The organism is Homoserinimonas sp. OAct 916, from assembly GCF_003260275.1.
Classification (GTDB): domain Bacteria; phylum Actinomycetota; class Actinomycetes; order Actinomycetales; family Microbacteriaceae; genus OACT-916.
In genome coordinates this window covers 1-25,669 of sequence record NZ_QJHB01000018.1, presented here as the reverse complement: position 1 = coordinate 25,669, position 25,669 = coordinate 1, and the positions used below count along the sequence as shown (strand labels likewise).

General features: G+C 63.0%; 26 protein-coding genes and 3 pseudogenes. 9 read left to right on the top strand and 20 right to left on the bottom strand.

Going from position 1 to position 25,669, the window contains the following annotated elements; genetic code table 11:
• Positions 1–127: 127 nt before the first annotated feature.
• The 7 genes and pseudogenes from DL891_RS16030 to DL891_RS17190 form a co-directional block, all read right to left on the bottom strand.
• Positions 128–496, bottom strand: a pseudogene (locus tag DL891_RS16030) (relaxase domain-containing protein); the annotation flags it as partial.
• 545 nt (positions 497–1,041) lie between these two features.
• On the bottom strand, positions 1,042–1,395 hold the full coding sequence (locus DL891_RS16025) for a hypothetical protein (RefSeq protein WP_157962569.1): 354 nt from the start codon (positions 1,393–1,395) through the stop codon (positions 1,042–1,044).
• 102 nt (positions 1,396–1,497) lie between these two features.
• Positions 1,498–1,695: a protealysin inhibitor emfourin gene (locus tag DL891_RS17840; protein WP_111721503.1), complete on the bottom strand. Its 198-nt coding sequence runs from the start codon at positions 1,693–1,695 to the stop codon at positions 1,498–1,500.
• A gap of 148 nt (positions 1,696–1,843) precedes the next feature.
• On the bottom strand, positions 1,844–2,275 hold the full coding sequence (locus DL891_RS16015) for a DUF302 domain-containing protein (RefSeq protein WP_111721502.1): 432 nt from the start codon (positions 2,273–2,275) through the stop codon (positions 1,844–1,846).
• A gap of 55 nt (positions 2,276–2,330) precedes the next feature.
• The gene (locus tag DL891_RS16010) at positions 2,331–3,818 is read right to left on the bottom strand and encodes a multicopper oxidase family protein (RefSeq protein WP_111721501.1); all 1,488 of its coding nucleotides are present in this window, start codon (positions 3,816–3,818) and stop codon (positions 2,331–2,333) included.
• On the bottom strand, positions 3,818–4,084 hold the full coding sequence (locus tag DL891_RS16005; protein WP_111721500.1) for an SHOCT domain-containing protein: 267 nt from the start codon (positions 4,082–4,084) through the stop codon (positions 3,818–3,820). Before DL891_RS16005 ends, DL891_RS16010 begins: the two co-directional genes overlap by 1 nt.
• A gap of 128 nt (positions 4,085–4,212) precedes the next feature.
• Positions 4,213–4,410: a hypothetical protein gene (locus DL891_RS17190; protein WP_157962568.1), complete on the bottom strand. Its 198-nt coding sequence runs from the start codon at positions 4,408–4,410 to the stop codon at positions 4,213–4,215.
• 555 nt (positions 4,411–4,965) lie between these two features.
• On the opposite strand from DL891_RS17190, the pseudogene DL891_RS17590 reads away from it, so the two are divergent.
• Positions 4,966–5,352: pseudogene (locus DL891_RS17590) on the top strand (transposase); the annotation flags it as partial.
• Here the strand turns inward: DL891_RS17590 and DL891_RS15990 are convergent.
• Positions 5,353–5,667, bottom strand: a pseudogene (locus DL891_RS15990) (ArsR/SmtB family transcription factor); the annotation flags it as partial.
• Between the two features lie 315 nt (positions 5,668–5,982).
• Here DL891_RS15990 and DL891_RS15985 point away from each other — a divergent pair.
• Entirely contained in the window at positions 5,983–6,756 is a 774-nt protein-coding gene (locus DL891_RS15985; RefSeq protein WP_368665641.1) for an SDR family NAD(P)-dependent oxidoreductase, read from the top strand.
• A gap of 27 nt (positions 6,757–6,783) precedes the next feature.
• Here the strand turns inward: DL891_RS15985 and hemL are convergent, their stop codons facing one another.
• The 8 genes from hemL to hemE form a co-directional block, all read right to left on the bottom strand.
• Positions 6,784–8,121, bottom strand: a complete 1,338-nt coding sequence (hemL, locus tag DL891_RS15980; RefSeq protein WP_111721495.1) for a glutamate-1-semialdehyde 2,1-aminomutase — start codon at positions 8,119–8,121, stop codon at positions 6,784–6,786.
• Positions 8,122–8,209: 88 nt separating this feature from the next.
• Positions 8,210–9,190, bottom strand: a complete 981-nt coding sequence (hemB, locus tag DL891_RS15975) for a porphobilinogen synthase (RefSeq protein WP_232819228.1) — start codon at positions 9,188–9,190, stop codon at positions 8,210–8,212.
• Entirely contained in the window at positions 9,183–10,037 is an 855-nt protein-coding gene (locus DL891_RS15970; protein WP_111721494.1) for a uroporphyrinogen-III synthase, read from the bottom strand. The genes hemB and DL891_RS15970 overlap by 8 nt, the downstream gene beginning before the upstream one ends.
• The gene (hemC, locus tag DL891_RS15965; RefSeq protein ID WP_232819226.1) at positions 10,034–11,047 is read right to left on the bottom strand and encodes a hydroxymethylbilane synthase; all 1,014 of its coding nucleotides are present in this window, start codon (positions 11,045–11,047) and stop codon (positions 10,034–10,036) included. The genes DL891_RS15970 and hemC overlap by 4 nt, the downstream gene beginning before the upstream one ends.
• Positions 11,044–12,138, bottom strand: a complete 1,095-nt coding sequence (locus DL891_RS15960) for a ferrochelatase (RefSeq protein WP_111721492.1) — start codon at positions 12,136–12,138, stop codon at positions 11,044–11,046. Before DL891_RS15960 ends, hemC begins: the two co-directional genes overlap by 4 nt.
• Positions 12,135–12,818: a hydrogen peroxide-dependent heme synthase gene (gene hemQ, locus DL891_RS15955; RefSeq protein WP_111721491.1), complete on the bottom strand. Its 684-nt coding sequence runs from the start codon at positions 12,816–12,818 to the stop codon at positions 12,135–12,137. The genes DL891_RS15960 and hemQ overlap by 4 nt, the downstream gene beginning before the upstream one ends.
• A complete protein-coding gene (locus DL891_RS15950; protein ID WP_111721490.1) occupies positions 12,815–14,116 on the bottom strand; it encodes an NAD(P)/FAD-dependent oxidoreductase in 1,302 nt (433 codons plus the stop codon). The genes hemQ and DL891_RS15950 overlap by 4 nt, the downstream gene beginning before the upstream one ends.
• Complete coding sequence (hemE, locus tag DL891_RS15945) at positions 14,113–15,219, bottom strand: uroporphyrinogen decarboxylase (protein ID WP_111721489.1); 1,107 nt, start codon at positions 15,217–15,219, stop codon at positions 14,113–14,115. The genes DL891_RS15950 and hemE overlap by 4 nt, the downstream gene beginning before the upstream one ends.
• Positions 15,220–15,257: 38 nt before the next feature.
• Here hemE and DL891_RS15940 point away from each other — a divergent pair, with 38 nt between their 5' ends.
• Together DL891_RS15940 and DL891_RS15935 are read left to right on the top strand one after the other, a co-directional pair.
• The gene (locus tag DL891_RS15940) at positions 15,258–16,550 is read left to right on the top strand and encodes a glutamyl-tRNA reductase (RefSeq protein ID WP_111721506.1); all 1,293 of its coding nucleotides are present in this window, start codon (positions 15,258–15,260) and stop codon (positions 16,548–16,550) included.
• A gap of 70 nt (positions 16,551–16,620) precedes the next feature.
• Positions 16,621–16,983 carry an EAL domain-containing protein gene (locus tag DL891_RS15935; RefSeq protein ID WP_111721488.1) on the top strand — a complete coding sequence of 121 codons (363 nt, stop codon included), beginning with the start codon at positions 16,621–16,623 and terminating at the stop codon, positions 16,981–16,983.
• Here DL891_RS15935 and DL891_RS17835 read toward each other — a convergent pair.
• Positions 16,924–17,058: a helix-turn-helix domain-containing protein gene (locus DL891_RS17835; protein WP_368665642.1), complete on the bottom strand. Its 135-nt coding sequence runs from the start codon at positions 17,056–17,058 to the stop codon at positions 16,924–16,926. The two genes, DL891_RS15935 and DL891_RS17835, sit on opposite strands and share 60 nt — an antisense overlap.
• Positions 17,059–18,115: 1,057 nt before the next feature.
• Positions 18,116–18,658: a DUF2127 domain-containing protein gene (locus DL891_RS15925; protein WP_111721486.1), complete on the bottom strand. Its 543-nt coding sequence runs from the start codon at positions 18,656–18,658 to the stop codon at positions 18,116–18,118.
• Positions 18,659–18,999: 341 nt separating this feature from the next.
• Here DL891_RS15925 and DL891_RS15920 point away from each other — a divergent pair, with 341 nt between their 5' ends.
• Positions 19,000–19,836, top strand: a complete 837-nt coding sequence (locus DL891_RS15920; RefSeq protein ID WP_111721485.1) for a hypothetical protein — start codon at positions 19,000–19,002, stop codon at positions 19,834–19,836.
• Between the two features lie 11 nt (positions 19,837–19,847).
• Here DL891_RS15920 and DL891_RS15915 read toward each other — a convergent pair whose 3' ends face one another.
• The gene (locus DL891_RS15915) at positions 19,848–20,282 is read right to left on the bottom strand and encodes a DUF488 family protein (RefSeq protein WP_111721484.1); all 435 of its coding nucleotides are present in this window, start codon (positions 20,280–20,282) and stop codon (positions 19,848–19,850) included.
• Between the two features lie 743 nt (positions 20,283–21,025).
• On the bottom strand, positions 21,026–21,469 hold the full coding sequence (locus DL891_RS15905) for a hypothetical protein (RefSeq protein ID WP_157962566.1): 444 nt from the start codon (positions 21,467–21,469) through the stop codon (positions 21,026–21,028).
• A gap of 669 nt (positions 21,470–22,138) precedes the next feature.
• Here DL891_RS15905 and DL891_RS15895 point away from each other — a divergent pair.
• From DL891_RS15895 to DL891_RS17180, 4 genes are all read left to right on the top strand, one after another.
• On the top strand, positions 22,139–22,420 hold the full coding sequence (locus DL891_RS15895) for a metal-sensitive transcriptional regulator (RefSeq protein ID WP_111721480.1): 282 nt from the start codon (positions 22,139–22,141) through the stop codon (positions 22,418–22,420).
• Between the two features lie 23 nt (positions 22,421–22,443).
• Positions 22,444–22,770, top strand: a complete 327-nt coding sequence (locus DL891_RS15890) for a heavy-metal-associated domain-containing protein (protein WP_111721479.1) — start codon at positions 22,444–22,446, stop codon at positions 22,768–22,770.
• Positions 22,771–23,063: 293 nt separating this feature from the next.
• Positions 23,064–24,992, top strand: a complete 1,929-nt coding sequence (locus DL891_RS15885; protein WP_232819227.1) for a heavy metal translocating P-type ATPase — start codon at positions 23,064–23,066, stop codon at positions 24,990–24,992.
• 36 nt (positions 24,993–25,028) lie between these two features.
• Complete coding sequence (locus DL891_RS17180) at positions 25,029–25,622, top strand: hypothetical protein (RefSeq protein ID WP_157962565.1); 594 nt, start codon at positions 25,029–25,031, stop codon at positions 25,620–25,622.
• The last annotated feature ends 47 nt before the right edge of the window (positions 25,623–25,669 follow it).

The following is a 25,669-nucleotide window of genomic DNA, read 5'->3' as shown; positions in this document are numbered from 1 at the left end:
CCTCACGGCACAACTCGTCTTTGAACTCTTGGGTGAATCGTCTACGCGATGCGGACATGCTGCTCTCTCTTTCAGTAGCACCCTCATTTTAAGAGGGCCCACTGTCCGAGAACTCCTCGGCAGGCCAGGCTTCGATGGCGGCGGTTGCGTCGGCACGCGCGCTCAGCCCGATGCCTGGGTCGAGCGCTGCGACCCGCCCGGAGGTGCGGTCAGCAACACTGGTGTATGCCGGGTACGCCCTCCCCAGCGGTTCCCCTGTGACAGGGTCACGTCCCATCCCGACAAGTAGCTGCAGCTGCGCTTCCGAGACCTGGTCGCCGACAGTGATCCGGCCGGCACCCAACGACCGGACACCTTCGCCAAGCCAATACCCAGGCGGTGTGCCCGCCTCCGCGTAGTACCTCGTCAACGGCGTCGACAACAACCGGTCGCCGTCACCGGCAGCCACAGTCCGCAACAGATATTTGTACCCGTCGCCGGCGCTCATCACCCGCATTGAAACCGTCACTGGAACACCTCCTGGAGAGAAGGTGCACCGACAAACCCGGTCGGACCCGGCGCACTAATTCGGAGTTTCCCGCGATCTGCAAGAAGCGTGGCAGCTCAGAATCGAGGATTGGATCACGGTGCAAGTGAACGACTATCAGCGGGACTAGAGTGTCTGACGATGAGTGACAGGGAGGCAGTCCGAGCAACGGTGAACGTTACGCTCGGGTGAACACCCGCCAGGGCTGACGACCGGACCGACAAGGAAATACCACGAGTATGCAAGTTGGTACCTGCGACGGTTTTGAACCCCTACGGCCGATCAGACCCCGAGTATGGACAGGGCGTCACCACGCACGGTGAAACATTGTGCGCACTTGGAGATACGAGCGCCACGGATCAGGATCCCCAAAACTGTAGCGTTTAGGCCAGCTCATCGGGCATTTGGCCGGGCGGGCCAAACGCTAAACTGTCTGCCCAGCAGTTGCATAACCCCAGTATCGGCGGGCGAGCGTCCGAAAGCGGACCGGCGGGCTATCGGGCGGCCGCGGGGGACTAACACGGCACGTGGCGCCGCGATATGCCGAGGGATCTCAGCGACCGCTCGTGCCCGCCCACGACCGGAGTGTCGGAGCACGCAGAGACGCGGGCCTCCTGAACTGCCGGATCGTCCTCTGGAAGGAAGCTGGCCACTGTGACTGTTTCTCCGTTCTCGGCGGTGGACCCATCCGGCGAGATGATCACCTGAGTCGCCGTGACGCCGTTGGTGCCGTCGTCTAGCCGAGTCGTCTGCGGGCCGAGCAGTTCGAGGTCCTCCGTTGTGGATCGGCAGCCGACGCCGGTGCCGTTGTCGCGCAGGTTTTGCATGTCGAATCGGTACGGCTTCCCGTTGACCCCGAAGGGGGTCACGAACTCACAATCGACGAACGCATGCAAACTGGCGCCGCTACATCTACAATCCCAAGTCTCTCTCTGCGCTTCGCAATGCTCTCTGCTCGTGGACCGCGCTGTTCAAGAGTGAGAGGTCCGCGCCGCGTGGCGCACCTCTTCGATAAGATCGCGCCACGGCCCCTGGACGGCATGTTCGGGCAGTTCAGCGGTGTGCTCCCGCGGGCCGTACTGGGCCCGGATCTGCCAGGTGAATCTATCGGCACCGCTGCTCTCGTCAGTCTCGGCGTCCCAAGGGGCCCTCTTGATTAGGGCGAGCACCGCGACTCATTTTTCGCTTATCGATGTCGCCACTGCACTCGTGACCGAGCGTAGTGTCAAGAAGAACGCGGCCCCGCGTTCGAAACCGGCCAGCCCCCTCCTACGACCCCTCACCCCTTATCCATTACCACATAATTCTCCTCGGGAGTCAGTTGTCCAGTGGAGTTGCATGCTGGGCTTCGAAGCTTCGCAGTGCTGCGTTTAGCAGGGTGTCGGCCTCATCGGCCACCTCATGTACTTGCGGGTTGTCGCTGAGCTGGACCATTGTTTGGACGTCGATGGCCTGCACGACCGTTCGGGTGGCCTCCACAGCGCGGCGGACGACGACGTTGCACGGCAGTAGCACGCCCATGTCCGGCTCCGCGGTTAAGGCGCGCTGAGCCAGTGCGGGGTTGCAAGCGCCGAGGATGAGATACTCGCCGAGGGCCTCGGCACTCGGGTGGCCCAGTTTGGCGTCGAACGTGGACCGGACATTGATTTCGGAGAGGATTCCGAAACCCTGTTCGGCCAGGGACTCCTTGATCTTCTGCACGGCCTCCTGAAACGGCAGTGCGACAGTGACGGTGTGTGCGTAACTCATCTGATTTTCCAATGGTTGGGGTTTTCTTCAGTGGATCGAAAGCCGGGTGGAAGCTTTACTGGACATCGATGATGCCCATCATTCCGAGGTCTTCGTGGTCAAGGATGTGGCAGTGGTACACTGTTTTTCCGGTGAAGCCTTCGAAGGGGATGCGCACCCGCACGCTGCTGCGGGCGGGTACGTTGACCACGTCCTGCCAGACCGGGGAGTCGTCCTCTTCGCCGGATGGGGTGATGAGTTGCATGGGCCACACGTGCAGGTGGATCGGGTGGTCCATCGGTGACGTGTTGGTCAGAGTCCATTCCTCGATCGCGCCCGCCTCCACGAGGGTATCTACCCGGGTGGGATCGAACGGTTGCCCGTCGACGGTGAAGCTCATCATTCCGGCACCCATCCCCATTCCCATGGCGAAGGTCAGCTCCCGGTGGCCCGTGACCGGTTCGGTCCGCAGATCTCGTGGCACAGCCTGCTTCGGCACCGGTGGTAGCGAAGCAGTATCGGTGCGGTCCCCGGTGACGTCGAGAGTGAGAAGGTCAGCACCGCTGGAAGCTGCCGCACCGCCGCCCATCATCATCCCTGTGCTGCCCCGATCGACCGGCAGGGTGCGCAGAACCGATGCCCCGGTTCTCATGGAGACGAGCAGGTCTGCCCGGTTGCCCGGCGGTACCAGCACTTCTTCGACATCGCGGGGGGTTTCGAAGCGGCCGGAGTCGATGCCGAGTAGCTGTAGTTCTTGGCCATCGAGGCGTAGTTTCAAGTACCGGGATGTACACGCGTTGACGATGCGCCACCGCTCCCGTGCCGAGGGTGCGGAACTCAGGTGTGGGGTGGTTTGACCGTTGACGAGCACCATTGTGCCCTCCCGTCCCATCATCTGGTCCATCCGCGAAGGGGCGGGGATTCGTCCGGCAGCATCGAAGGTGATATCTGAGATGACGAGAACCCTTTCCCGGGTCACCGGAATTGGAGTCGGGTCTTCCACGATGATCGCCCCGTACAGGCCGCCGAACACCTGTCCGGCCACCATGCCGTGGTGGTGCGGGTGATACCAGTACACGCCGGGTGGGTGATCCTCGGGCAGCCTGTAATCATAGTCGAAGGAGTCACCGGGCGCGATCGCCACGAACACATTGTCGCTGTTTCCCTCGGGCGATACGTGTAAACCGTGCACGTGCAGATTGGTGACTGCATCCAGTTGGTTCTCGAGAGTGACCTGCAACAGGTCTCCGGGCCGAAGAAACAGGGTCGGACCGGGGACCCCGCCGTTGTAGGACAAGGCCGTCGCGTCTTGGCCGGCGATGCGGGCCAGCCCCTCTGCCGCGGTCAGCCGCACGTGTAGGGCCCCGTCTGAGCTACTGAGAGCCTGGGGCTCAACGAATTGCGGTTCGACGAGTGCTCGCCCGGTCGGCGTGACGAGTTTCCGCCCGCTGGTGGGGTCGGGGCCCGACGTCCAGCTTGTGATGAGCCCAGTCCCGCCGACGAGTACACCGGCCGCTCCAATACCGCCCAGCAGGAGAACATCTCGGCGGCTGATGGGTTGCATCAGCTGCCCTGGCCGAGCACCGCGAGCCGTTCCCGGTATTCTTCCGTGGTCAGCTCACCCCTGGCGTAGCGTTCGTCGAGGATCTGACGGGGAGTTCTCTTCGCCTCCACACCGGGTGCGGTAGGGGCATTCCCGTGGCCCTGATTTCCCTTGGTGCCGCCGGCGGCGATCCGCACGATCACAACTATGAGGACGACGAGGCCGGCAACAGCTAGCGCCCCGTATAGCCACATCCACCACATGTTGAACCCATATCCGTACATCATTTGATGGTTCCTTTCTCTTTCGCTCAATACCGATTAGGAACGTTCGAAGTAGACGATCAAGGCGGGCACTTCCCCATTTTTGTGATCAGTGTTCTGCTCACCGAGTGTGGCCAGAACAACCTGCGAAGCTACCCCACAGGATCACCATGCCCAACGTGCCCACCATTCTCGTCGTGGCCGCCGGTTTGGGAGGCGTTGCCTTCGTGCCCGCCGTGACTGTGTTGCGGCGCTTCAGCGGAGCCGTTTACTTCGGTGGAGCCGTTTACTTCGCGGTGGCGATCTTCAATCAGCTCGAAGCGCTCGTGGTCATCGTGGCGCGTACTCATATCTCCACCTTATACCCCCATGGGTATAGATTTGCTGTGTGGACTCGGCGAACGAACCGGGTAACGATATGGTTTGCGGCTGATTCCATCGCTCCACTATCGACCTCTTGCACAGCGGATGCGGGCCACGAAGGGCCTGAAAGAACGGGCGTGGGCCGCCTTTGCCTCCGCGAGTTGCGTGGTTTGCCTGTCGGCCTCCAGAGGATTTGCTGGACGACGTGATGGTTAAAGTACTAGGGGCCGAATCGTCCTACTCGCGTCCATCATCGGGCAGTATTCAGGCAACCGAAAATCATCCCCGTGAACAGACACTTCGACCAGAACCGAGTGCCCCGGGGGTCCCACTCCGAAGAAGAGCGCTTCACGACGGTCGCGCTCAAGCGAAGTTGCCGGTTTAGGTGCGACACGGTTGATCCTGTGCGGAAAGGAGTAGATAGTTGAGGCCCAAATCGGCATGCTCCCGATCGACTGTGCGCCAGACTCCACTTTTGTTGCCCAGCCCCGCCAGCCACGGCCGCTGTCCCTATCTCAGATAAAGATGGAAGGAAGACAATCATGGAAGTCATTCACGAGCGGTGCGCGGGGCTGGATATCTCCAACCGGGACGTGAAGGTCTGCCTCCGAGCTCCAGGCACCCGCCGAGGAACGTTCAGCAAGCAGATTACGGTGCACGGTGCGATGCACCACGACATCGTCGCGTTGGCCGATCATTTGCGTATCGAACAGGTCACCTTGGTGGTGATGGAAGCGACCGGCGACTACTGGAATCCCTTCTACTACGGTCTAGAAGAGCATCTGAACGTGATGCTGGTCAACGCCCGACATGCCAAGAACCTCCCGGGACGCAAAACCGATGTCTCGGATGAGCAGTGGCTGGCCGAGCTGGGAGCACACGGGCTGGTCCGCGAGTCGTTCATCCCGCCCTGGCCAATCCGCCAATTGTAGGGAGTGTTCCGCCTGGAACATCGCATCGGTGACCAGGCGTTTGGCGTGTTCGTTCGCGAGCCGGTAGAAGATCTTCGTACCCTCTTGCCGGGGCTGTACGATCCGGGCCAGTCGTAGCTTGGCCAGATGCTGAGATACCGCCGCCGGGGACTTCTCGACGATATCGGCCAGATTGTTCACCGAGAGCTCCCGGCCCCGCAGCGCGAGAATGACCCGCACCCGTGTCGCGTCTGCGAGCATCGAAAACAACTCGACGGCGAGTTCCACCGAGTCGCTCTCCGAGCCCATCGAATACTCCGTATCTGCATGCATACGCAGGTTATTGCAGACTGTGTTGGGGAAGTGACGCCCGACTCTTGACTTCGGTATCGAAAAAGGTATCGGAGGGGTATCGTGAGTAGGGTCGTTTCCGTGGCCCTCAAACCGGTAGGCCGACCGTGCGCCGTGGCCGGGACCTTAGATGCTTCGGTACGCTCGTACCGTCCCTCGCTGTATGACGACCGGCTCGCCGGGATACCGAGACGAACGGTGTGGATTGGGCAGAATGAAATGACTGTTGTTATCGCCGGCTGTGGTGATCTTGGTACCGAAACCGGGCTGCGGTTCGCAGCTCAGGGATATCCTGTGATGGGACTGCGACGCTCAGCACAGAAATTACCGCGCGAAATCGAGGGACAGCCTGTTGATCTTTCCGCAGAAGCGCCGACACTGCCGGCAGACACCAACATTGTGGTGATTGCTTTGACCCCTGATGAGCGAAACGTCGACGGTTATAGAGCAGCATTCGTCGACAGTATTCGCTTCCTCGTGACCGCCATCCACCGCGACTGCGCTCGGCCACCGCGTGTCCTGTTCGTGTCGTCGACGGCAGTCTACGGTGTCGACGACGGCACCTGGGTCGACGCGGCAACTTTGGCGAAGCCCACCGCGCCGACGGCGATCGTCTTGCGAGAAGCAGAGGAAACGTTGCTCGAGCTGATCCCCGAGGCAACGATCCTGCGCTTAGGGGGCATCTACGGGCCCGGTCGGACTCGACAGATTGACCGTGTACGTGACGGGGTCGAGACGATTTCGCCCGAACCACGATTCACCAACCGAATCCATCGTGACGATGCTGCAGCGGCTATCGTGCACCTCATGACCATGCAGGATTGGCCCGAAACTGTGTATATCGGCGTCGATGACGCCCCGGTTGATCGCCGCGAAGTCGTCGAGTTCCTGGCACGCAATCTTGGCCTGCCCGTGCCATCAGTTGCCGCCGATTCCGCTCGGTCCCAAAAGAGCAGGGGAAAACGATGCCACAACGCCCGGTTGCGTGAGTCTGGATTCGTATTCGCCTACCCCACTTACCGGGAAGGCTACGAGGCCGTTCTCGCAGGCACTGGGCTCCGCCATCCCTAGTCGAGTGGGGCCAGATCAGCACGGTCGCTATGACGGCGACGGCACGGCGGCGGCGGCTCTCGCTGCAGCCGGCAACGCGTCCAGAATGCGTTCGACGGCGATGTCGTCGTGTGCGGCGGACACGAACCAGGCCTCGAACACCGATGGCGGTAGGTTCACCCCGGCTTCGAGCATCGAGTGGAAGAACGGCGGATACCGAAAGTCCTCCTGTGCTCGTACGTCGTCGTAGTTGAGCGGTGACCGGTCACGGAAACAGAACGAGAACAGGTTTCCGGCGCGCTGCACCGAGTGGGCGACGCCTTCCGTGGTGAGCGCGTCCGACACTGCCTTTGACAGTTGCTCGGAGATCGTATTGATGTGCTGGTAGACGCTGTCGTCGGCCATCGCGAGGGTCGAGAGGCCGGCGGCGACGGCGACCGGGTTGCCGCTGAGGGTGCCTGCCTGGTAGACCGGGCCGGTCGGGGCGAGCTGGTCCATGATCGCCGCCCGGCCGCCGAGGGCCGCCAGGGGCATCCCGCCCCCGATGACCTTTCCGAAGGTGAACAAGTCGGGTTGCCAGTCCTGCCCGTCCGTGACTTCGCCGGATGCTTCGAGACCCCACCACCCTGCAGATCCCACGCGGAAGCCGGTCAGCACCTCGTCGAGGATCAGCAGGGCACCGGCATCCTGGGCGATCTGGGCGAGCGCCCGGTTGAAGCCGGGCACTGGTGGGACCACACCCATGTTCGCGGCGGCGGCTTCGACGATGATGGCGGCAATCTGTGGCCCGTGTTCGGCGAAGACGGCACGCACCGCGTCGAGGTCGTTGTACGGCACGACGAGTGTCTGCGCCGCAGTGGCGGCAGTGACCCCGGCGGATCCGGGCAACGAAAGTGTCGCGACCCCCGAACCGGACTCGGCCAGCAACGAGTCGGAATGGCCGTGGTAGTGGCCGGCAAATTTGACCAGCAGGTCGCGGCCCGTGACCCCGCGGGCCAACCGGATCGCGGTCATCGTGGCCTCGGTGCCGGTAGAGACCAGGCGTAGCCGTTCGACCGGGTGTCGGCCGGCCGCACTGACCCGGTGCCGGATGAGCTCGGCAAGCTCCGTCTCGGTCGGGGTGGATGCTCCGAACGATAAGCCGCGGCCTGCCGCGGCCTGCACTGCTCGAATGACCTCAGGATGCGCGTGACCGAGCAGCGCGGGACCCCACGAGCAGACGAGGTCAACATAGTCGTTGCCCTCGGCGTCGGTGACGAAGGCTCCGCGTGCAGACACAAGAAACCGCGGTGTTCCGCCCACCGAACCGAATGCGCGGACGGGGGAGTTCACTCCGCCGGGGATGACGCGCTTCGCCCGTTCAAAGTTCTCGTCATTAGTAGGCATGGTGCTTCTCGCTTTCATATGGTGGGTCACGTGGGAAACCGCGCAGAGGCTGCACGGACCAGTGCTCTTTGAATAGCTGTTCCCGCAATCAGTTCTCCTGCAACCAACTGGCGAGCTCTAGCGCCCAGTAGCTCAATACCGCGTCGGCACCGGCGCGGCGGATGCTGACGACGGACTCCTCAATCGCACGCCTGCGGTCGATCCAGCCGTTCGCCGCGGCCGCCTCGATCATCGAGTACTCGCCAGAGACCTGATACGCCCACACCGGTACGTCGCTGACCGCGGCAGCATCAGCAAGTACATCCAGGAAGCCCATCGCCGGTTTGACCATCACGATATCGGCGCCTTCCGCGATGTCCAGAAGCACCTCCCGCAGTCCCTCGCGACGGTTGCCCACCTCTAGCTGGTAACTGCGCCGGTCGCCGGTCAGCGAGGAGTCGACCGCCTCACGGAACGGGCCATAGAATGCCGACGCGTACTTGGCCGCGTAGCCCAGCAGGGCGGTGTCGGCGAAACCGTCGGCATCGAGCGCCGCCCGTACTGCAGCGACTTGGCCGTCCATCATCCCGCTCAATCCAAGCAAGTGCGAACCTGATGCCGCCTGGGCGATCGCCATCTCGCAGTACCGGGCGAGCGTCGTGTCATTGTCGACCCGGCCACGGTCATCCAACACGCCACAGTGGCCATGATCGGTGAACTCGTCCAAGCACAGATCGGTTTGCACGGCCAACGCATCACCGACTTCGCCGACCACGGCGCGGATGGCAACATTGAGGATGCCGTCCGGGTCGGTTGCGCCGGATCCGACGGCGTCCTTTGCTGTGGGGACGCCGAACAGCATGACACCTCCAATCCCGGCAGCGGCGGCGACCTGGACCGTCTCTTTGAGTGAGTCCAGTGAATGGCGCATCACTCCCGGCATCGAGATGATCGGCGTGGGACTTTCGGCATCTTCCTGCACGAACAGTGGCAACACGAGTTCAGCCGGATGCAGCCGGATCTCGGCGTTGAGGCGGCGGAATGCCGGCTGGCGAAGTCGGCGGGGGCGTACGTGGGGAACTTCAGGAATGGTGATTCTCCTTGGTGTGATGGGTAACGGTGGTGGGAGCCTCGGTTGGCTTGTCGGCGCGTGCGTATTCAGCCAGGGAGTCGACCAGACTGGCCCCGGTGCGCTCGTCGGCGACCACGTCGACCCGAAGCCCGGCGGCTCGGGCGTCGTTGGTGGTGAACTCTCCGATGCAGGCGACACACGTTGACATCGGCACCGGCCCGAATTGGTCGCGGACCTGCCGGGCGACGCTGCCCGAGGTGACCAGCAGTGCGTGGATTCGTCCGGCCCCGACATCCGACACGGTCTGCTCCGTGACGGGTACGGGGACGTTTCGGTAGGCGGTCACCGTTTCAACGTGAAGCCCGAGTGACCGGAGGCCGTTGGCGAGGGACGGGCCGGCCAGGTCCGATTGGGGAATCAAAATCCGGCTGGGGATGTCCGGCGGCCCCGCGTCTGGCGACCCTGCATTCGGCCTGGTCGGTTGCGGCCATCCAGCCACGAGACCGCGTGCAGAGTGGTCTGTCGCGGGCACGAAGTCAACGCGATAACCGGCGGCGGCCAACCGTGCGGCGGTTGTGTCGCCCACGGCGGCGACGCGGGTGTTCTTCGGCAGGGCCACCTGGCGCCGGGACAGTTCGGCGACGGTGGTGGCGCTGGTGACGACGAGCCAGTCGAACCCACCGGCCTCGAGCCGGTCGAGCGCGGCGCTCAATGACTCCGGTTCGTGAGGCGGCAGAAACTCGATCATCGGGGCGATCACGGGTTCGGCGCCGTGGAGTCTTAGAGATGCAGCAACCTCGTCGCCCCAGGCACCGCCCCGAGGAATGAGCACTCGCCATCCGGTGAGGTCGCCGGATGCCGTCATGGGGTGTCTGGGCGCGAGTCGCGGGCGGCACCGACCAGTTCGGCGGCACCGTCTGCGAGCAGTTGATGACCCACGACAGCGCCCAGCCCGTATGACTGGGCGACTTGCTCGGCCGCGGTGCCCTCGAGGACGACGGCGTGCGAACTCGTCAGCTGTTCGGTGCCATCGGTTCGGTACACGGTCGCCGTCAACAGCAACATTCCGCCGTCGACGATCGCGGTAGCACCGACTGGAGCCGCGCAGCCGGCTTCGAGCTCGGCAAGTACGCACCGTTCGGCGACGGCGGCCAGGTGCGACGGCGCATGGTTGAGAGCGGCGAGAATGTCGGTGAGCGCGGGGAAACTGGCGCCTCCGGATTCTTCACGCACTTCAATCCCGAGCGCTCCTTGGCCGGGCGCCGTCGGCCATTCCTGCAGCGGGAAGAACTCCGTGACCACGTCGAGCAGGCCGAGTCGGCTGAGCCCGGCCGCAGCAAGAACAACGGCGTCGAGGTCGCCGGCACCGACCCGGCCCAACCGCGTGCCCACATTGCCGCGAATATCCACGACATCCAAGTCGGGCCTGGCCGCCTTCAGCTGGGCGACCCGCCGCGGAGAACCGGTGCCGACTCGGGCACCAGCCGGCAAGGTGGCCAGCGTCAATGCGTCGCGGGCACACAGGGCGTCACGGGCATCCCCCCGGTGCGGGATCGCCCCGACGATCAACCCGGGGTGGGCCGCGGTCGGCAGGTCCTTCAGCGAATGCACGAGGACATCACATTGGTCGGCGAGTAGGGCCTCTCGCAGCGCACTGGCGAAGACACCGGTACCGCCGATGGAGGCCAACGACTCGGTCGAGCGGTCGCCGTCGCTGGTGATCGGTACGAGATCGACGGGAGTTCCCGAGGTCTTGGTGATGGCTTCGGCGATCAACTGTGCCTGCGCGAGGGCAAGTGCGCTGGCGCGGGTGCCCACGCGGATGTGTGTTTCGGTCGTCGCAGTGTCGCTGTGCGCGGTGTCCGGTCCGGTCACGGTGCGATCCCGGCCAGTGCCGGTTTGAAGCCGAGCCGCACATTCCCGCAACAACCGGGACGGCATACGTCGTACCAGGGGCCGAGCGCGGTCAGCGCCGGGCGGTCGGCATCCGGAACGTCGTCCAGCCTTTCAATTACCAGGTCGATGAGCCCGGAGACGAAATCAGCGTGCACGCCAGGGGTGGGCACTCGCACAGCGAACAGGTTGTGCTCTGCGGCGGTTGCCATGGCCTCGGTGTCAAGGTCCCATTGCACCTCCATGTGGTCGCTGACGAAACCGAGCGGCACGATGATGACCGCCTTGGTGCCGGCGGCCGCGAGTTCGCCGATCGAATCATTGATGTCCGGTTCCAGCCAGGGCATGCTGGGCGGGCCGGAGCGGGATTGAAAGACGAGGGACCATCCTGCGCCCTGCATGGGCTGAGCCGCCATGATCACCTCTGCGACTGCGCGATGTTGAGCTTCATACGCGCCGCCTGGGCCGAGACCACGCTCCGGCGGGCCGGATCGGGCCGCGTCGGTCATCGGGATCGAATGGGTCGAGAACAGGACGTGCGTGTCCTCGGGGGCAATGCCGTTGTCTTTGGCCGCTGCCAACCCACCGCTCACACCTTCGATGAACGGCGCGACGAATCCGGGGTGGTCGAAGTACTGGCGCACCTTGTCGATCTGCAGTGTGTCCGCCAGCCCGGATTCGGCGACCGCAGCGAAGAGGTCTTCGCGGTATTGGCGGCAACTGGAGTACGAACTGTAGGCGCTTGTGGTGACCGCCAGCAGCCGGGTGTCTCCGGCCGCCGCGGCGTCGGCGAGTGCCTCCGGCAGAAATGGTGCCCAGTTGCGATTGCCCCAGTAGACCGGCAGGTCGATACCGCGGCGGGCGAGTTCTGCTTCGAGTGCCGACTTCAGCGCCCTGTTCTGGGAGTTGATCGGGCTGACTCCGCCGAACGCGCGGTAGTGCGTGGCGACTTCCTCGAGTCTGTCTTCTGGGATGCCGCGGCCCCGCGTGACATTGCGCAGGAACGGGATGACGTCGTCCTGGCCCTCCGGCCCACCGAAGGAGGCCAGGAGGATCCCATCGTAGGCAGTCATGCCAGCACTTCGACGATCTCTGCGGTCTCGATGCGACGTCCGGTGTAGAACGGTACTTCTTCACGTACGTGCAGTCTCGCATCCGTGTGTCGCAACCTGCGCATCAGGTCGACCAAGTCGATCAACTCGGGGGCTTCGAGGGCGAGAATCCACTCGTAGTCGCCCAGCGCGAAAGCGGCGACCGTATTCGGCATCACCTGGGGGAACTCGCGACCCATCATGCCGTGCCGGCCGAGCATGCCGCGCCGCTCCTCTTCTGGGAGCAGGTACCACTCGTAGGACCGCACGAACGGGTAGACCGTCAACCAAGCCGCCGGTTGCGTGTCGCGCATGTACGACGGCAGATGATTGGCCGTGAATTCCGCGTCGCGATGCACCCCCATCACGTTCCAGGTAGGCAGAAGCCGCGCCAGCAGTGGGGAGCGTCGCAGTTCGCGCAGCGCCCACTGCAACGTTTCCGGGGCTCCTCCGTGCAGCCAGATCATGAGGTCGGCGTCAGCCCTCATCGAGGACACGTCGTAGAAGCCGCGCACCGTCACGCCGCGGGAGGTGACGGCGGCCACGGCATCGTTCAGTGAGGTCACCGCAGCAGCGGCCTCAGACCGGTTGAGAGGGCGCGAGGGGTCTTTGCGAGCCACCGCCCAAAGGGCATAGCCAGAATGTTCAGCGTTCGATGTCATGGTTCAATCTTCTCCTGTCTCGGGGTGAGTGCCCTGCGTACGCTCTCAGACTCCGTGCGGGCCTGGCTGATCACGGCTGCGAGCCCGGTCGAGGCGACGCCTTCGCCCACCTGCCACACCCCGTCCCGGCGGGCAACAGGGTCGTGCCGGATCGGCCAGACGACGCGTGCGAAACCGTGCACATCCTGTGCCGCCAACGGTACTCCGAGCAAGTTCTCGGCGTCGACCCGAGCAATATCTGCCAACGCGGCTTCGGGCAGGTTGTTGCCGGTGTTGTTGTAGGAAAGTCGAAGTACATGGCGGTGTGCTGGGAGGGTGGCAGCAAGCCACGGCCACTTCGCGCTGGCATGGGTCAGTGCCTTCGCGCGTATGCCGGGCGTACCGGCGGCTACAAGAAGCCCTGTTCCGCGCGGCGCGTCATCAAGCCCTGCAGAGTCGACGACCAAGGTGGCGATCACGATCGAGACGTCGGTAGATTCCGACCCAAGTGGTGTGGCGAGTACGACGGCTCGTGCCGCGAGTTGCTCGCCTGTGGCCAAGGTGACCTGCCGAGCGGTGACACCGGTCGCTCGGGCATGGGTTCGAATCCTGACGCCGCGGGCGAGCAGGTCCGCGTGCAGGGCCTCGACCAGGAGATACATTCCGCCCCGGAGCCCGCCGACGGCCGAGCCGGGGGTGGACTGGCGCAGTGAGCGCACTGCGCCGGACAGTGAACCGGCGTCGGCGAGGGCTGTACGCAGGCCGGGAGCAACGACGTCCGCATCGAGCGTGTCGGGGTTGCGGGAGTGAATCCCGGTGACCACGGGGGCGACCAGGCGATCGAGTACGCGTTGTCCCATCCGCACGCGCACAAGTTCAGCCAAGGTGGTCGATGTGGCGCCCACGCGACGCGGCAGGATGACATCCGCCTGGGCGCGTAACGCGCCGAGAAGACCGGTTGCGGCGATCACACCGCGGGCGAGCGGCGTTGCCGGGATACCCAGCAACCCGGTGGCTGGCATCGGTACGGCTGGTCCCTGAGCCGGTTTGAGCCACGCACCGACCTGGTTCGGTGAGACGATCGCTTGGCCGAGCCCGAGTTCGGTCAGGAAATCTGCAACCGTGTCACCACGGGTGGCGAAACTCTCGGCGCCAGCGTCCAAGTCGATCCCGGCAACCGTGTGGCGGGCGACACGTCCGCCCAAGCTTTCGGATGCCTCGCACACCGTGACCGCCAGGCCGCCGATGGCGAGTTCGCGCGCCGCCACGAGGCCGGCGATCCCGCCACCGACGACAATGACATCGTCGGGCCGGTTCATCCTGGGTTTATTCCGTGCGTATCCACCGAATGTGCCAGTTCGACGATCCGGGTCAGCACAGTCGGGTCGGTTTCCGGTGGAACCCCATGCCCGAGGTTGAGCACGTGGGCCGGAGCCTCGGAGCCGCTCGCCAACACCTCACGCACATGCTTCTCCAGAACCGACCATGGCGCCGTCAACAGGGCCGGGTTGATATTGCCCTGCAGCGGTGCTACGCCGCCGAGCCTCCGATTTGCCTCGGCCAGAGTTATGCGGTCGTCGACGCCCATCACGTCGGCACCGATGGCGAGCATCGAAGGCAGCAGCTCGCCGGTGCCGACACCGAAGTGCACGATCGACACGCCCAGGTCCCTCACCGGGGTCAGCGCCCGTGCCGAATACCCGGCGACATGCTCTTCATAGTCGGGCACCGATAAGGATCCGACCCATGAGTCGAACAGTTGCACGGCGCTGGCCCCGGCCAGTACTTGGGCGCGCAGGAAGGCTCCGCTTGCGTCGGCGGCCCAGCCCAGCAGTGCCGCCCAGGTCTCAGGATCGGAGTGCATCAGGGCGCGGGCTCGCAGGTGGTCTTTGGACGGCCCGCCTTCGACCAGGTACGCGGCGAGGGTGAACGGGGCGCCGGCGAAACCGATCAACGGGGTGGTACCCAATTGCGAAACAGTCAGCGCGACGCCGTCGGTGATCGGTTGGAGAGCTTCAGGGGACAGCGGGGTGAGGGCTTGTGCATCCGCCAGGGTGCGGATTGGCCGGGCAAGTACTGGGCCGCGCCCGGGCACGATGTCGACATCGATCCCGGCGAGTTTCAAGGGGACAACGATGTCGCTGAAGAAGATCGCGGCATCAACACCGTGGCGTCGTACCGGCTGCAATGTGATCTCGCTGGAGAGTGCCGGATCCAAGCAGACGTCGAGCATTTGGGTGCCCACCCTCAGCTCCCGATACTCCGGGAGGGAGCGACCGGCCTGACGCATGAACCAGACCGGGGTCACGCCCGGGCGGTCGCCTCGATAGGCGCGGATCAGGGGCGCGGACGCGGTGCGGCCGTCGACGAGTGGATGCTGGACGGGGAGTTTGACCGAATGGGCTGGCTGCTGGAACGTCACCGGTCAAGTCTTACATGGAACGAGGTTACGATTATCAAGTGCTCCTCTGTCTAACCGCGAATCACTCGAACGCGCGTTTCACCGTGCTCGAAACCCTCTCTCGCAAGGGTGCCGACGCCGCCGATCAACTCCATGGCAGCGGTGACATCACCGGGACGGTCGTCTTGGCGACCTGCAACCGGTTCGAGGTCTACCTGGAAGTGGACGACGCCCTGACTGTGGCCGAGATCCGTGAGAAAGCGGTGGAACGTGTCAGCGCGGCCAGTGAGCTTCGAGTGGACATACTGCACTCCTCGATGACCTTCATCTCGGGTGACCTGGTGGCCGAGCACCTGTTCGCCGTCTCGGCCGGACTGGAATCCGTGGTAGTGGGCGAGGACGAGATCTCCGGCCAGGTCCAACGCGCGCTGGCCAGCGCGCGCAAGGCCGGAACCACATCATCCGGGTTGGAGCGACTCTTCCAGTCGGCGGCCCGCGCGGCCCGGGACGTCAAGACAAGCACCGGGCTGGGCGGTGCGGGCCGATCGCTGGTGCGACTGGCCCTCGATCTGGCGTCGAGTCGGGTCACCAGTTGGGCCGAAACCCGAGTGCTGGTCATCGGCACCGGTCAGTACGCCGGAACAACGATCGCTTCCTTCAAGCAGCTGGGTGTGATGGACCTGCGTGTTTTCTCTCCATCCGGGCGCGGCGCGGACTTCGCCGCCCGACACGGCCTGCGACTCGAAGAGACCCTCACCGCCGCAATCGCCTCGGCTGACGTCGTCATCACCTGCACCGCCTCGACCGTTCCGGTGGTGACGAAAGAAATCGTGGCCGACGGTCGCAGCGCGGGCGCCGCGTCAGTACCGCGCTCCTGCCTGATCATCGACCTCGGCATGCCGCGCAACGTCGATCCGGCAGTGGCCGATGTCACGGATGTGGAACTGCTCGACCTGGACACAATTCGCCTCCATGCTCCGATCGAAACGCTGAACGCCACCAGGCACGCGCGCGAATTGGTCAATGCCGCGGCCCTGGAATTCTCCGCTGGTTCGGCGGAGAAGTCGCTGACGGCGTCCATCGTCGCGCTTCGAGCACACGTGTTCGAACTACTGGACACCGAGATCGCGCGCACTCGGGCGCGTGCGGGGGGTGCGTCAACCGCACGGGAGGAGGAGGCGCTGCGCCACATGGTCGGCGTTCTCCTACATACCCCCTCGCTGCGGGCCCGGGAACTCGCCCGCACCGGCGGGCACCAATGTTTCATTGACGGCCTGCACGCCCTCTTCGGCATCCAGGCAGACGACCCAGCACCTGAAAACACCGGGCCGGGACGCTCCCGGACCTCCTGACATGAGCCTCCCCGCGCGCCGGTGGCGCGCTTTCTCGGCGGAGTGAGAATCCTCCCACGAAAAGTCGCTTGTGGAGGTCTCCACCGAAAACGTCGTCAGTTATGAAGTCCTGGGGCGGTGGGTGCATGGGGAACGTGGGTTGATTCCGCCGCTTGATTTCATCCCCGTTGCCGAGGAAATAGGCATGATCGTTCCCATCGGTGAGTGGGTACTGCGCCAAGCTCTGGAACAGGTGAACCAGTGGCGCACGGAGATCGACGATGCAGAGGACCTGTCCATCTCCGTCAACCTCTCGGCATTGCAATTGCAGAATCCCGGATTTGTCGGGGTCGTGGCCGACGCGCTCTCGGCGAGCGGACTGGACCCGGCAGCATTACATCTCGAAATCACGGCCTCGTCCACTTTCAACCCGGTGGCGTCGAAGCTCCCGTGAAACAGTCGACGCAGCGACACCAAGATGCCGGCCGATCGCCCGTATCGACCAGGCGGGCATGCTGTTGATTCCCATTTCGATGAAGACACGATCCTCGTGAGCCAAGCGGCGGTACGCGCGTGGAGGGTCTGGCACTGCCATAAAACTGTTGACGGGCTCGATGCCACCTCGAGCTCCCATTCGGATCACCATGCCCGCTAGTCTTGCCCACTCGACGACCGCTCCCGTGTTCACACGGAACCGCCTCGCCGTTTCCTGCGCAGAAGCGCCCGCAAGAAGCATCGAATACGCGATGCACCGATCGTTCCAAGAAACCGTCACGACAACCTCCGAATGATGGGCATCATCGATGTCCGGTAAAGCTTCCATCCGGCTTTCGACAGTGATACTGTGTTTTTTGGGTTGCGGATTAATCGTTACCGGTTGGTCCGAAACTCCCCGAGTACACCCGCGATTACTGCGGGGAGCTCCCCGTTTGGCCAAGAGGCGGGGCTGAGTTTCTAACCCGAATAGAGACCCAGCCCCTGCGGCCAACTTACCGCACCTGACGGTAGCCATTAGGAAGTGGAGCGGTGCCTGCTGTAGTGAATAGCCTGTACAGCTTTTTGTTTCCAGCGTCACCGAGACGCTGGAAATGATAGGAGTCTAGAGCCTGGGCTGTGGCCACCCTTCCCACAACCATCCTCAGCACGGCGGTTGGCCCCGGACAGGCAGAGCCGTCAAAATCGTATGAGGTCATCGGTGGCGGCCGGCGGATATGCTCGTGTCCTCGTTCGTATTTTCCTGGAATGGGTAAAACGTGGTTTCGCTCAATACGGGAACGCGGCATTGCGGGCAGTACCAGTAGGGGTGGGCGGTCAGGCCGACAATTTCGAGACCGTGCAGACAGGTTTCGCACGCGGGTCGATCACCGAACGCGACTTCTAGAGCTCGTGACGGTGCGGCTGAAGTCAGATTTCACCCTGGACTCGGCGCCCGCATGGGATCCGTAACTGGGATTCACTTCTGTCCCGCTCACCGTTCGCCGACCGCGTCTGCGAACGGGCCCCTCATCCACCTCTTGTGTTCATATCGGACTTCGCCGAAGATTTTGGCAGTTTCGACGTGCGCTGGCCCTTGGAGTGGCCCGACGTCATTGGTCTTGAGTACCGGACGGATTATCCACGGGGCGCGAATCGGTCGCGTGTGGCCCTGACAGCCGCCGTCGATGGATTCTGTATTCGCGCCAGGTGAGATATAGGAAAAAGATGTCGAACGCGGTGAGCAGGGTGAGCCCCCAGGAAAAGGACATGAAAATTTGGTAGCCCTGATAGAGGATGAAGGCCAGCAGGAAGGCGATCATCCACGGGTACGCTGACAGGCGTCCTCTGAGAAGAGCCGAGACCAGCACCACCTTTACCAGCCCGTGCAGGAGCAGGTAGATCGCCCCGAACACGGTCGCGGACAGGCTCAGGCTGCCGGCGAAGTGCAACAAAGTGTTCGCGATGAGATCATGCGGGTCTTCTGATAGTTCATGCTGGGTCAAGAACCGGACGATCGCCCCAATCTGGGCTGGCGAGACGATCAGGAGCAGGATGCCGCCGATGAGTTCGAGGACACCGTCCAGGCCCTTGAGAATCAGACTGACGAAGAATGCCTTATCGAGCAGGGTCAGCCGCGGCTCCGTTGTCCCCATTGCCGCCCCCTTTCGAGCAACCAAATTTTACAGCCTGTGCTCAGGCGACTGTTCGCGCGTCAGACGACCATCGGGTCGATGGCTCCACGAATTCGTCCAATTGAGCCCGATACTTCGAGGCGGTCATTTCGCAGCAACCAAGCAACCACTGCCCGTCGCCACAGACATCATTCGCTTCGTCACGATATGACCGCCTGCAAGTCGTTCCCTTGTGACATAACGCAGGAGCATTCGGGCAGAGAGCGTTTTGACTCGAGATCTGCGTCGGTGGAGGTCCCGTGCGCGGCACTAGTCCGGGTTCTTGTCGCGATCGGGCTCTAGACTCTGAGCAGAGGGAGGCGATGATGCTCAAGCAGCGTGCACGGGTGCTGATCACGGTGAAGGCATCGCCCGAGCCGTCGAAGAACTATGGCGATACCGTTTGCGTTGCTGGTGTCCGGTTGAATAACGACGGCTCAGGGACATGGGTGCGCATCTATCCAGTTGCCTTCCGGCATCTAGATAGCGACCTGAAGTTCAAGAAGTTCGAAGTCATCGAAGTAGACCTCGCTCCGTCGTCGAAGGACGCTCGTGCTGAGAGCTACCGCCCGAATTGGGAGACGCTGACCAGGAAGAAGCGGAACGGCAAATTCAAGACTTACGATGCAGAAGCGCGCGGCCCGATTCTCGAGAAGCTCATCGGGCCAACTATGTGCGATCTCCGCTTGGGCGTCGAGGTCGACCTGAACGCTCAGTCACTCGGTCTCGTGGAAGTGCGGGATCTGAAGCCTTTGAGATTCGAGGACCACGGTCCCTGGAGTGAGGCGCAGATTGCAAGCATGACCGCGAACATGAGCCAGCCCGACTTGTTTGGAGAGGTTGACACGACGCCAGTGCTCGTGGCGCCCCGGTTCAAGGTTCACTATGACTACCTCTGCACGAGTCCCATATGTAAAAGCCACAAGCCTAGAATCCTCGACATGGAGCTCAGCGCGCTCCAGCATCGATACAGGTTCAAATCAGACGCCGAGCTGAAGGCCATAATTACGACTAAGTTCCATACAGAGATGTGGAACGCAAATGTTCGCACCTACTTCTTCGTGGGTAACTTTGGCGACATCGTCAAGCGAAGAAATTTCTCCGTGCTCGGCGTCTACCGTCCGCCCCGCGCTGCGGACTACTTCAGTGCCCTCTTCTAAGGCGTGCCAAGTTATGCGGCTATTAGCCGCGCGCGCAATGCCGTCAGCACGATCTCACGATGGCAGCGCGTCTCGTCCTGTTCGAAACAGAGCAGAGCAACCGTGCCAGCCGCCGCAAGCTCCATCACTCGACTCAAGGCTTCTCGGGCCGCTTCGGTATTCAGCAGTTCACCGAACTTTTCACGGGCATCACGCGCTGCGCCGCCTTCGAGGTCAGCAAACCCCTCGCGATTGTCCCGTGGGTTTCCGAGTGCGGAAAGATGTTCGTACCCAATATTGTCCTCGGCGAGCCGTGCCCGGAGCGCTGTCTTCGATAGGCCCCGCTTGCGGGAGATCGGGTTAAGGCGAATATCGACAACCGTCCGCACCCCTCGAAGACGCAGCTTCGAAAGTAGCCCGTCCGAGTCGATTCCCTCGTAGCCGACACCGATCACGTTCGCTTCCATAATGACCAAGTCTCCCACTAAAAGCGGGCTCTCGAATCAACGGGCCGGAGTACCCATTCGAGGATCGGCTCCCGGCGAACTTTTTTGTTGCATTCGCGGATCGATGACCGGGCGGCTTGCGAGCAGGAAGCGTTGATTCAATCGGTTGCAAGATTGCCTGGTTCAGCTTGAGCCGGCGAATTACCGACGCGACCTAGAGAATTTCTACGGACAAATAGCTTCTACGCCAAGGAGGCTCTCTGGTGGAAGTTCCGCGAGCGGCGTCCATTCCCCGTCAGCTTCAATGTATGCCTGGATCGATGGCGGATCTGCGACGTCAAACCCGGCGCCGGACAGGCAGTTTCGCACAATCACCGTTGAGTCGTACGCCTGTCGGAATTCCTCCTCGGTCAATGGGCTAATCACCGGGGTCGGTGCGATCTTCGCACTGTTCATGCACTCACGCTCCGAATCAGCGAAGGCCGTACCCTGTCCTTCTGGCGCCCCGAAGATTACCCCGCCATTCGCCATCTCGTGGCTCTCCCACCCGGCATCTAACATGCACTGCACAAACACAGGGTCGGTGTGACCGCCCAGCATGACAACGGGCGGTTCGGGTTCCTTCACGACCGGTGGCGGGGGTTGCGCGGCGCAACCCGAAAGGAATCCCAAGGCGACGCTGACGGTCACGATCGCAAACAGGCGTCCTAGCCGTGGCTGGAATGGTCTCCGCCCACCGACGGCGAGACCTTCTCCCGGGATGCTCATTCCAAAATCATCGGGTATGTCCCGCCCTCGGGTGCGTAGTCCAGTGTGACCGTCAGAGGCGTTGCTCCCGAACCGCTGGGCACGGTGAACTCGTATGTTGTCGCCGCCATGTCTGCGGTGCACGGGTCGTTCGAAGATTGTTCGAAATGTATCGTGATCGCGTTATCCGCGTCTGTTGTGATTGAAGTCGGGATTGATGGGCAGCTTGAGCTTCCAAAAAGGGTCAGGGCGAATGTCTTGTTCCGTTCAATCCAGATGATTCGCGGAGTCTCAGAAAACGGTTCGTTAGATTCAGGCATCCCCCGATAGGTGCGGTCGGCAACGCTCGATGGCATTGCGATGCTTGGCGTCTCCTCGGCGGTTGGCGGCGCACCAGCACACGCCGAAAGGATCGTTACTGTCGCCGCGAGCACGAGCGCCGCAATGGCTGACCTCTTCATGTTCGAAACCTTTCCCATTTCTGGCGGCACTGCTGCCCACCGGGTCCATTCATGGATTCGTCTTCATTAGAGAAAAGGGATTGAGAACCCGCCGGAGAATAAGACGGTCCCAAGCCCCAGCAAGGCGAGGACGCCGAGCACGATATACGCGGGCGCTGCCAGCCAACCGCGTCGGCTGGGGCGCTGCGACACGAAAGCAATGGCAAGCAGTGGCACCAGCATCAGACCCCCGTAGAGCAACGCGGGGGCGAGCCGCACGTCGGGAGAAGGGCACGACCGAGCCAGTGCGCAGACAGTCGGAATTCCCTGGGCCGAAGCCAGGAGAACCCACGTCACCAGAGTGACGATAACGGAGGGCAGCAAGACCCGGAGTGGAGCTGCTTCATCGGCGGCCATCTACACAGATTGGCAGGACGCGGGCACGCGTAGGTTGTCCACGCCTGATTGAGGTCAATTCGTTACGCTGCCGGCGGCTGGCCGTTCAACGATCCGCCAGCGGGCTGGCGCCACCTCGTCGATCCGTGAAGCGTGGGGACACCATCCTGGCACCTGGACGTTCTCGCTGACGGCCACCTATGCATCCCCGCAGCAGAAGCCGGCACGAGCCGAGCAGAGCACCGACGCAATTACCACTTGTGCCTTGATACCCCCCGGGGGTATCCTTTTCATGTGAACGGATACGCCCACTGCAAAGACGATGCACTTCGCCGTCTCAGTCGCGCCGAAAGCCAGGTGCGCGGGATTACCAAGATGGCGGAGCCTGACCAATACTGCATCGCTGTGATGGCGCAGGGGTCGGCTGCCACGAAGGCGCTTGGGTCGGTTGCGCTGGTCCTGCTCGGTGAGCATTCGAACCATTACGCTGCCGAAGCGGTCGCTGAGGGCCGTCCGGTTGCCGGGGGAAAGATCCGTGAGGCCAACGCGGCGATCGCTTGCCTCGCTGGTTTCTGAAGGAAAATTAGAAGGAGAAGATCATGGTATCGACCGAACGTATGGACCTGGGGCTGAAAGACGCTGCCGGGTGCAGCTGCTGCTCCAGCTCAACCGCATCAACGCCGCTTGATTTGACCGAGGGCGTCCAGCGGATCGAAATTGCGGTGGATGGGATGACGTGCTCGCACTGCGTTGCGAGCGTTACTGAGGAACTTAGCGCGCTTGAAAGTGTGCAGGAGGTCGGGGTTGAGCTGAACCCCGGAGGTGCGTCTACCGTGACGATATTGAGCACAAAAGTGCTCGATGTGGATCGAGTGCGTGCCGCAATTGACGAGGCCGGATACTCGCTCGTGGACGGCGACGCGTAATCGGAAGTTAGCTTCCGGTGCGGCATTGCATATGCATTGCGGCGGGCCACGTGCGAGTACACACAGACGAATAGCCTAGGGAGGCTCTGATGAGCCAGCACGATCACAACACCGCATCTTCGCATGCAATCCACAACCCGGTAGCGTCGGAGGGCGATCAGCCGGTCGACGCCCACACGCATCATTCGACGCAGCCGGACGGCTCCAAAACGGGTCATGGTTCGGGCGATCAACACGAGGGACACGGTGGCCACGGCGATCACGTCGGTCAGTTCCGGAAGTTGTTTTGGATCATGCTGGTCCTGGCCGTCCCGGTTGTCGGGTTCTCCTCGATGTTCGCAATGCTTCTCGGCTACTCTCTGCCAGATGCTGCGTGGGCCGGGTGGATCTCGCCCGTTCTGGGCACGGTCATGTATGTCTGGGGCGGCGCACCGTTCCTCACAGGTGCCGTGAGCGAACTTCGTGCTCGGCAGCCCGGCATGATGCTACTGATCGGGCTCGCGATCACCGTGGCGTTCCTGGCCTCATGGGGCGCGAGCATCGGCGTATTGGATCACGGCCTGGACTTCTGGTGGGAACTCGCTCTCCTGATCGTGATTATGCTGCTCGGGCATTGGCTCGAAAAGCGTTCCCTCGCCCAGACAACCTCGGCACTGGACTCTTTGGCTGCGTTGCTGCCAGATGAGGCCGAACGGGTCGAGGGCAACCAGACCGTGACCGTGTCACCGTCTGAGCTCAACGTCGGAGATGTCGTCGTTGTGCGCCCGGGCGGACGGATCCCCGCTGATGGGCGCGTCGCGCAAGGTTCTGCGAGCGTGGACGAGTCCATGATCACCGGCGAATCGCGCTCGGTGCGGCGCGGCGAGGGCGACCACGTCGTCGCGGGCACCGTCGCGACCGACTCAGGGCTGCGGGTCGAGATCACCGCGGTCGGAGACGACACGGCGCTGGCTGGCATCCAGAAAATGGTCGCCGAGGCGCAGGCATCGTCTTCGCGTGCGCAGCTGCTCGCCGATCGTGCCGCAGGCTTGCTGTTCTGGTTCGCACTGGGTTCCGGGATCATCACCGCGATCGTGTGGACCCTGCTCGGGATGCCCGATGCTGCGGTCATGCGCACGATCACGGTGCTAGTCATCGCCTGCCCGCATGCCCTCGGTCTCGCGATCCCTCTGGTCGTTTCGATCTCTACCGAACGTGCCGCGAAGGCCGGGGTACTCATCAAGGACCGGGCGGCGTTGGAAAGCATGCGCATGGTCGACACGGTGTTGTTCGATAAGACCGGGACCCTCACCAAGGGCACACCGGCCGTCACCGCAGTGGAGCCAGCGGGCGACTTCGACGCCGACGAGTTGCTGGCGTTGGCCGCGGCCGCAGAGGCAGACTCAGAGCATCCTCTTGCCCGCGCCATCGTCGCCGCAGCCAGGGTTCGCGAGCTGGATGTGCCCGCGTCGACTGATTTCGAGTCCTCGCCCGCTGTCGGCGTGAAAGCGCGGGTCTCGGACCGTATTGTGCAGGTGGGTGGACCCTATCTCCTCGAGCAGGAGAACGGCACGGAGTTGCCCATCGCTGATCATTGGCGCCACCAGGGCTCAATCATCCTGCACGTACTGATCGACGGTGAAGTTGCCGGAGCCCTCGCCCTGGCCGATGAGATCCGCACCGAGTCCCTTGCCGCGATCGCTGCGCTTCACGACAGGGATGTGCAGGTGGTGATGATCACCGGCGACGCCGAAGCGATCGCCGCATCCGTCGCCGCAGAACTGGGCATCGACCGGTATTATGCGGGCGTACGGCCTGAGGACAAGGCCTCGAAGGTGAAGGAGCTGCAGAGCGAAGGCCGCACTGTCGCGATGGTCGGGGATGGGGTGAACGATGCCCCAGCTCTCGCCCAGGCGAACGTCGGCATTGCGATCGGTGCCGGCACGGACGTCGCCATCGCCTCTGCTGGTGTCATTCTTGCCAGTGACGACCCTCGCTCGGTGGTGTCGGTCATTGAACTCTCGCGCGCGTCCTACCGGAAGATGACGCAGAATCTCTGGTGGGCCGGCGGATACAACCTCATTGCCGTGCCTCTGGCCGCCGGGGTGCTCGCCCCAATCGGATTCATTCTGCCGATGTCGATTGGGGCAGTGCTTATGTCGCTGTCCACGATCGTTGTGGCGCTCAACGCGCAACTGCTGCGGCGGCTCGATCTGAGCCCAGAGCGTTTTACCAGTCACTGAGTGCTGCCACAAAGTACGATGACACCGGAAGGGACTATGTCACAGCTCATCGTTGCACGTCGTCGTCACGGTGCACCTCGCATGCGTGACAGCTTTGTGCGGGCCGCCGACACGCCTTCACTCGGCCAGACCAACAGGTTTGGCAGGGTGTGGATGGTGGCAGGGCGCATCGCCTTCGCGAGCGCGATTATCGTCGGGATTCTGGCAATGCACTCGTTCCTCTCGCCGTCGTCGCAGGCGAGCCCGATGACGAATCCACATTCGGTAGCGAGTGCGCCATCCGAAATGAGCACGCAGTCCGAAGTGAGCACCGCGCTGCACCACGGTTCTGACACCTCCGACACCGCGGTGTCGGGTGCAATCATTTTGGTTACGGACTGTGCAGGGTGCAGCGAGGACACGTCAATGGCTGCGATGTTGTGCATCCTGGCACTCTTGACCGCCGCGCTGATGCTGCTTGCCCCTCGCCTGACGGGGCGTTGGCATCGACAGCTGTGGCTGCTTCTTCACCGTTCATTCTCGGCCTCTACCCAGTACGTCAAAGTCTCTTTGGCCTTGACCCCGTTGGGTGGACGCCATTCAAGAGAGAATGTTCATTATGGGAAAGACACGTCGGGAGTTCACTCCTGAGTACAAGGACGAAGCCGTGAAGCTGGTGGTCAACACCGGGAGGCCGG

Excerpts from the sequence above, each read along its gene's own strand:
- hemQ (WP_111721491.1), bottom strand. The coding sequence starts at position 12,818 with ATGACATCGAACGCTGAACATTCTGGCTATGCCCTTTGGGCGGTGGCT.
- DL891_RS17190 (WP_157962568.1), bottom strand. The coding sequence starts at position 4,410 with ATGAGTACGCGCCACGATGACCACGAGCGCTTCGAGCTGATTGAAGAT.
- hemL (WP_111721495.1), bottom strand. The coding sequence starts at position 8,121 with ATGCCTACTAATGACGAGAACTTTGAACGGGCGAAGCGCGTCATCCCC.
- DL891_RS15985 (WP_368665641.1), top strand. The coding sequence starts at position 5,983 with ATGGGACTGCGACGCTCAGCACAGAAATTACCGCGCGAAATCGAGGGA.
- DL891_RS16015 (WP_111721502.1), bottom strand. The coding sequence starts at position 2,275 with ATGAGTTACGCACACACCGTCACTGTCGCACTGCCGTTTCAGGAGGCC.
- DL891_RS16010 (WP_111721501.1), bottom strand. The coding sequence starts at position 3,818 with ATGCAACCCATCAGCCGCCGAGATGTTCTCCTGCTGGGCGGTATTGGA.
- DL891_RS15925 (WP_111721486.1), bottom strand. The coding sequence starts at position 18,658 with ATGGGGACAACGGAGCCGCGGCTGACCCTGCTCGATAAGGCATTCTTC.
- DL891_RS17180 (WP_157962565.1), top strand. The coding sequence starts at position 25,029 with ATGTCACAGCTCATCGTTGCACGTCGTCGTCACGGTGCACCTCGCATG.
- DL891_RS15890 (WP_111721479.1), top strand. The coding sequence starts at position 22,444 with ATGGTATCGACCGAACGTATGGACCTGGGGCTGAAAGACGCTGCCGGG.
- DL891_RS15885 (WP_232819227.1), top strand. The coding sequence starts at position 23,064 with ATGCTGGTCCTGGCCGTCCCGGTTGTCGGGTTCTCCTCGATGTTCGCA.
- DL891_RS15950 (WP_111721490.1), bottom strand. The coding sequence starts at position 14,116 with ATGAACCGGCCCGACGATGTCATTGTCGTCGGTGGCGGGATCGCCGGC.
- DL891_RS16005 (WP_111721500.1), bottom strand. The coding sequence starts at position 4,084 with ATGATGTACGGATATGGGTTCAACATGTGGTGGATGTGGCTATACGGG.
- DL891_RS15915 (WP_111721484.1), bottom strand. The coding sequence starts at position 20,282 with ATGGAAGCGAACGTGATCGGTGTCGGCTACGAGGGAATCGACTCGGAC.
- DL891_RS15920 (WP_111721485.1), top strand. The coding sequence starts at position 19,000 with ATGATGCTCAAGCAGCGTGCACGGGTGCTGATCACGGTGAAGGCATCG.
- DL891_RS17835 (WP_368665642.1), bottom strand. The coding sequence starts at position 17,058 with ATGGGAATCAACAGCATGCCCGCCTGGTCGATACGGGCGATCGGCCGG.
- DL891_RS15905 (WP_157962566.1), bottom strand. The coding sequence starts at position 21,469 with ATGAAGAGGTCAGCCATTGCGGCGCTCGTGCTCGCGGCGACAGTAACG.
- DL891_RS15970 (WP_111721494.1), bottom strand. The coding sequence starts at position 10,037 with ATGACGGCATCCGGCGACCTCACCGGATGGCGAGTGCTCATTCCTCGG.
- DL891_RS15960 (WP_111721492.1), bottom strand. The coding sequence starts at position 12,138 with ATGACTGCCTACGATGGGATCCTCCTGGCCTCCTTCGGTGGGCCGGAG.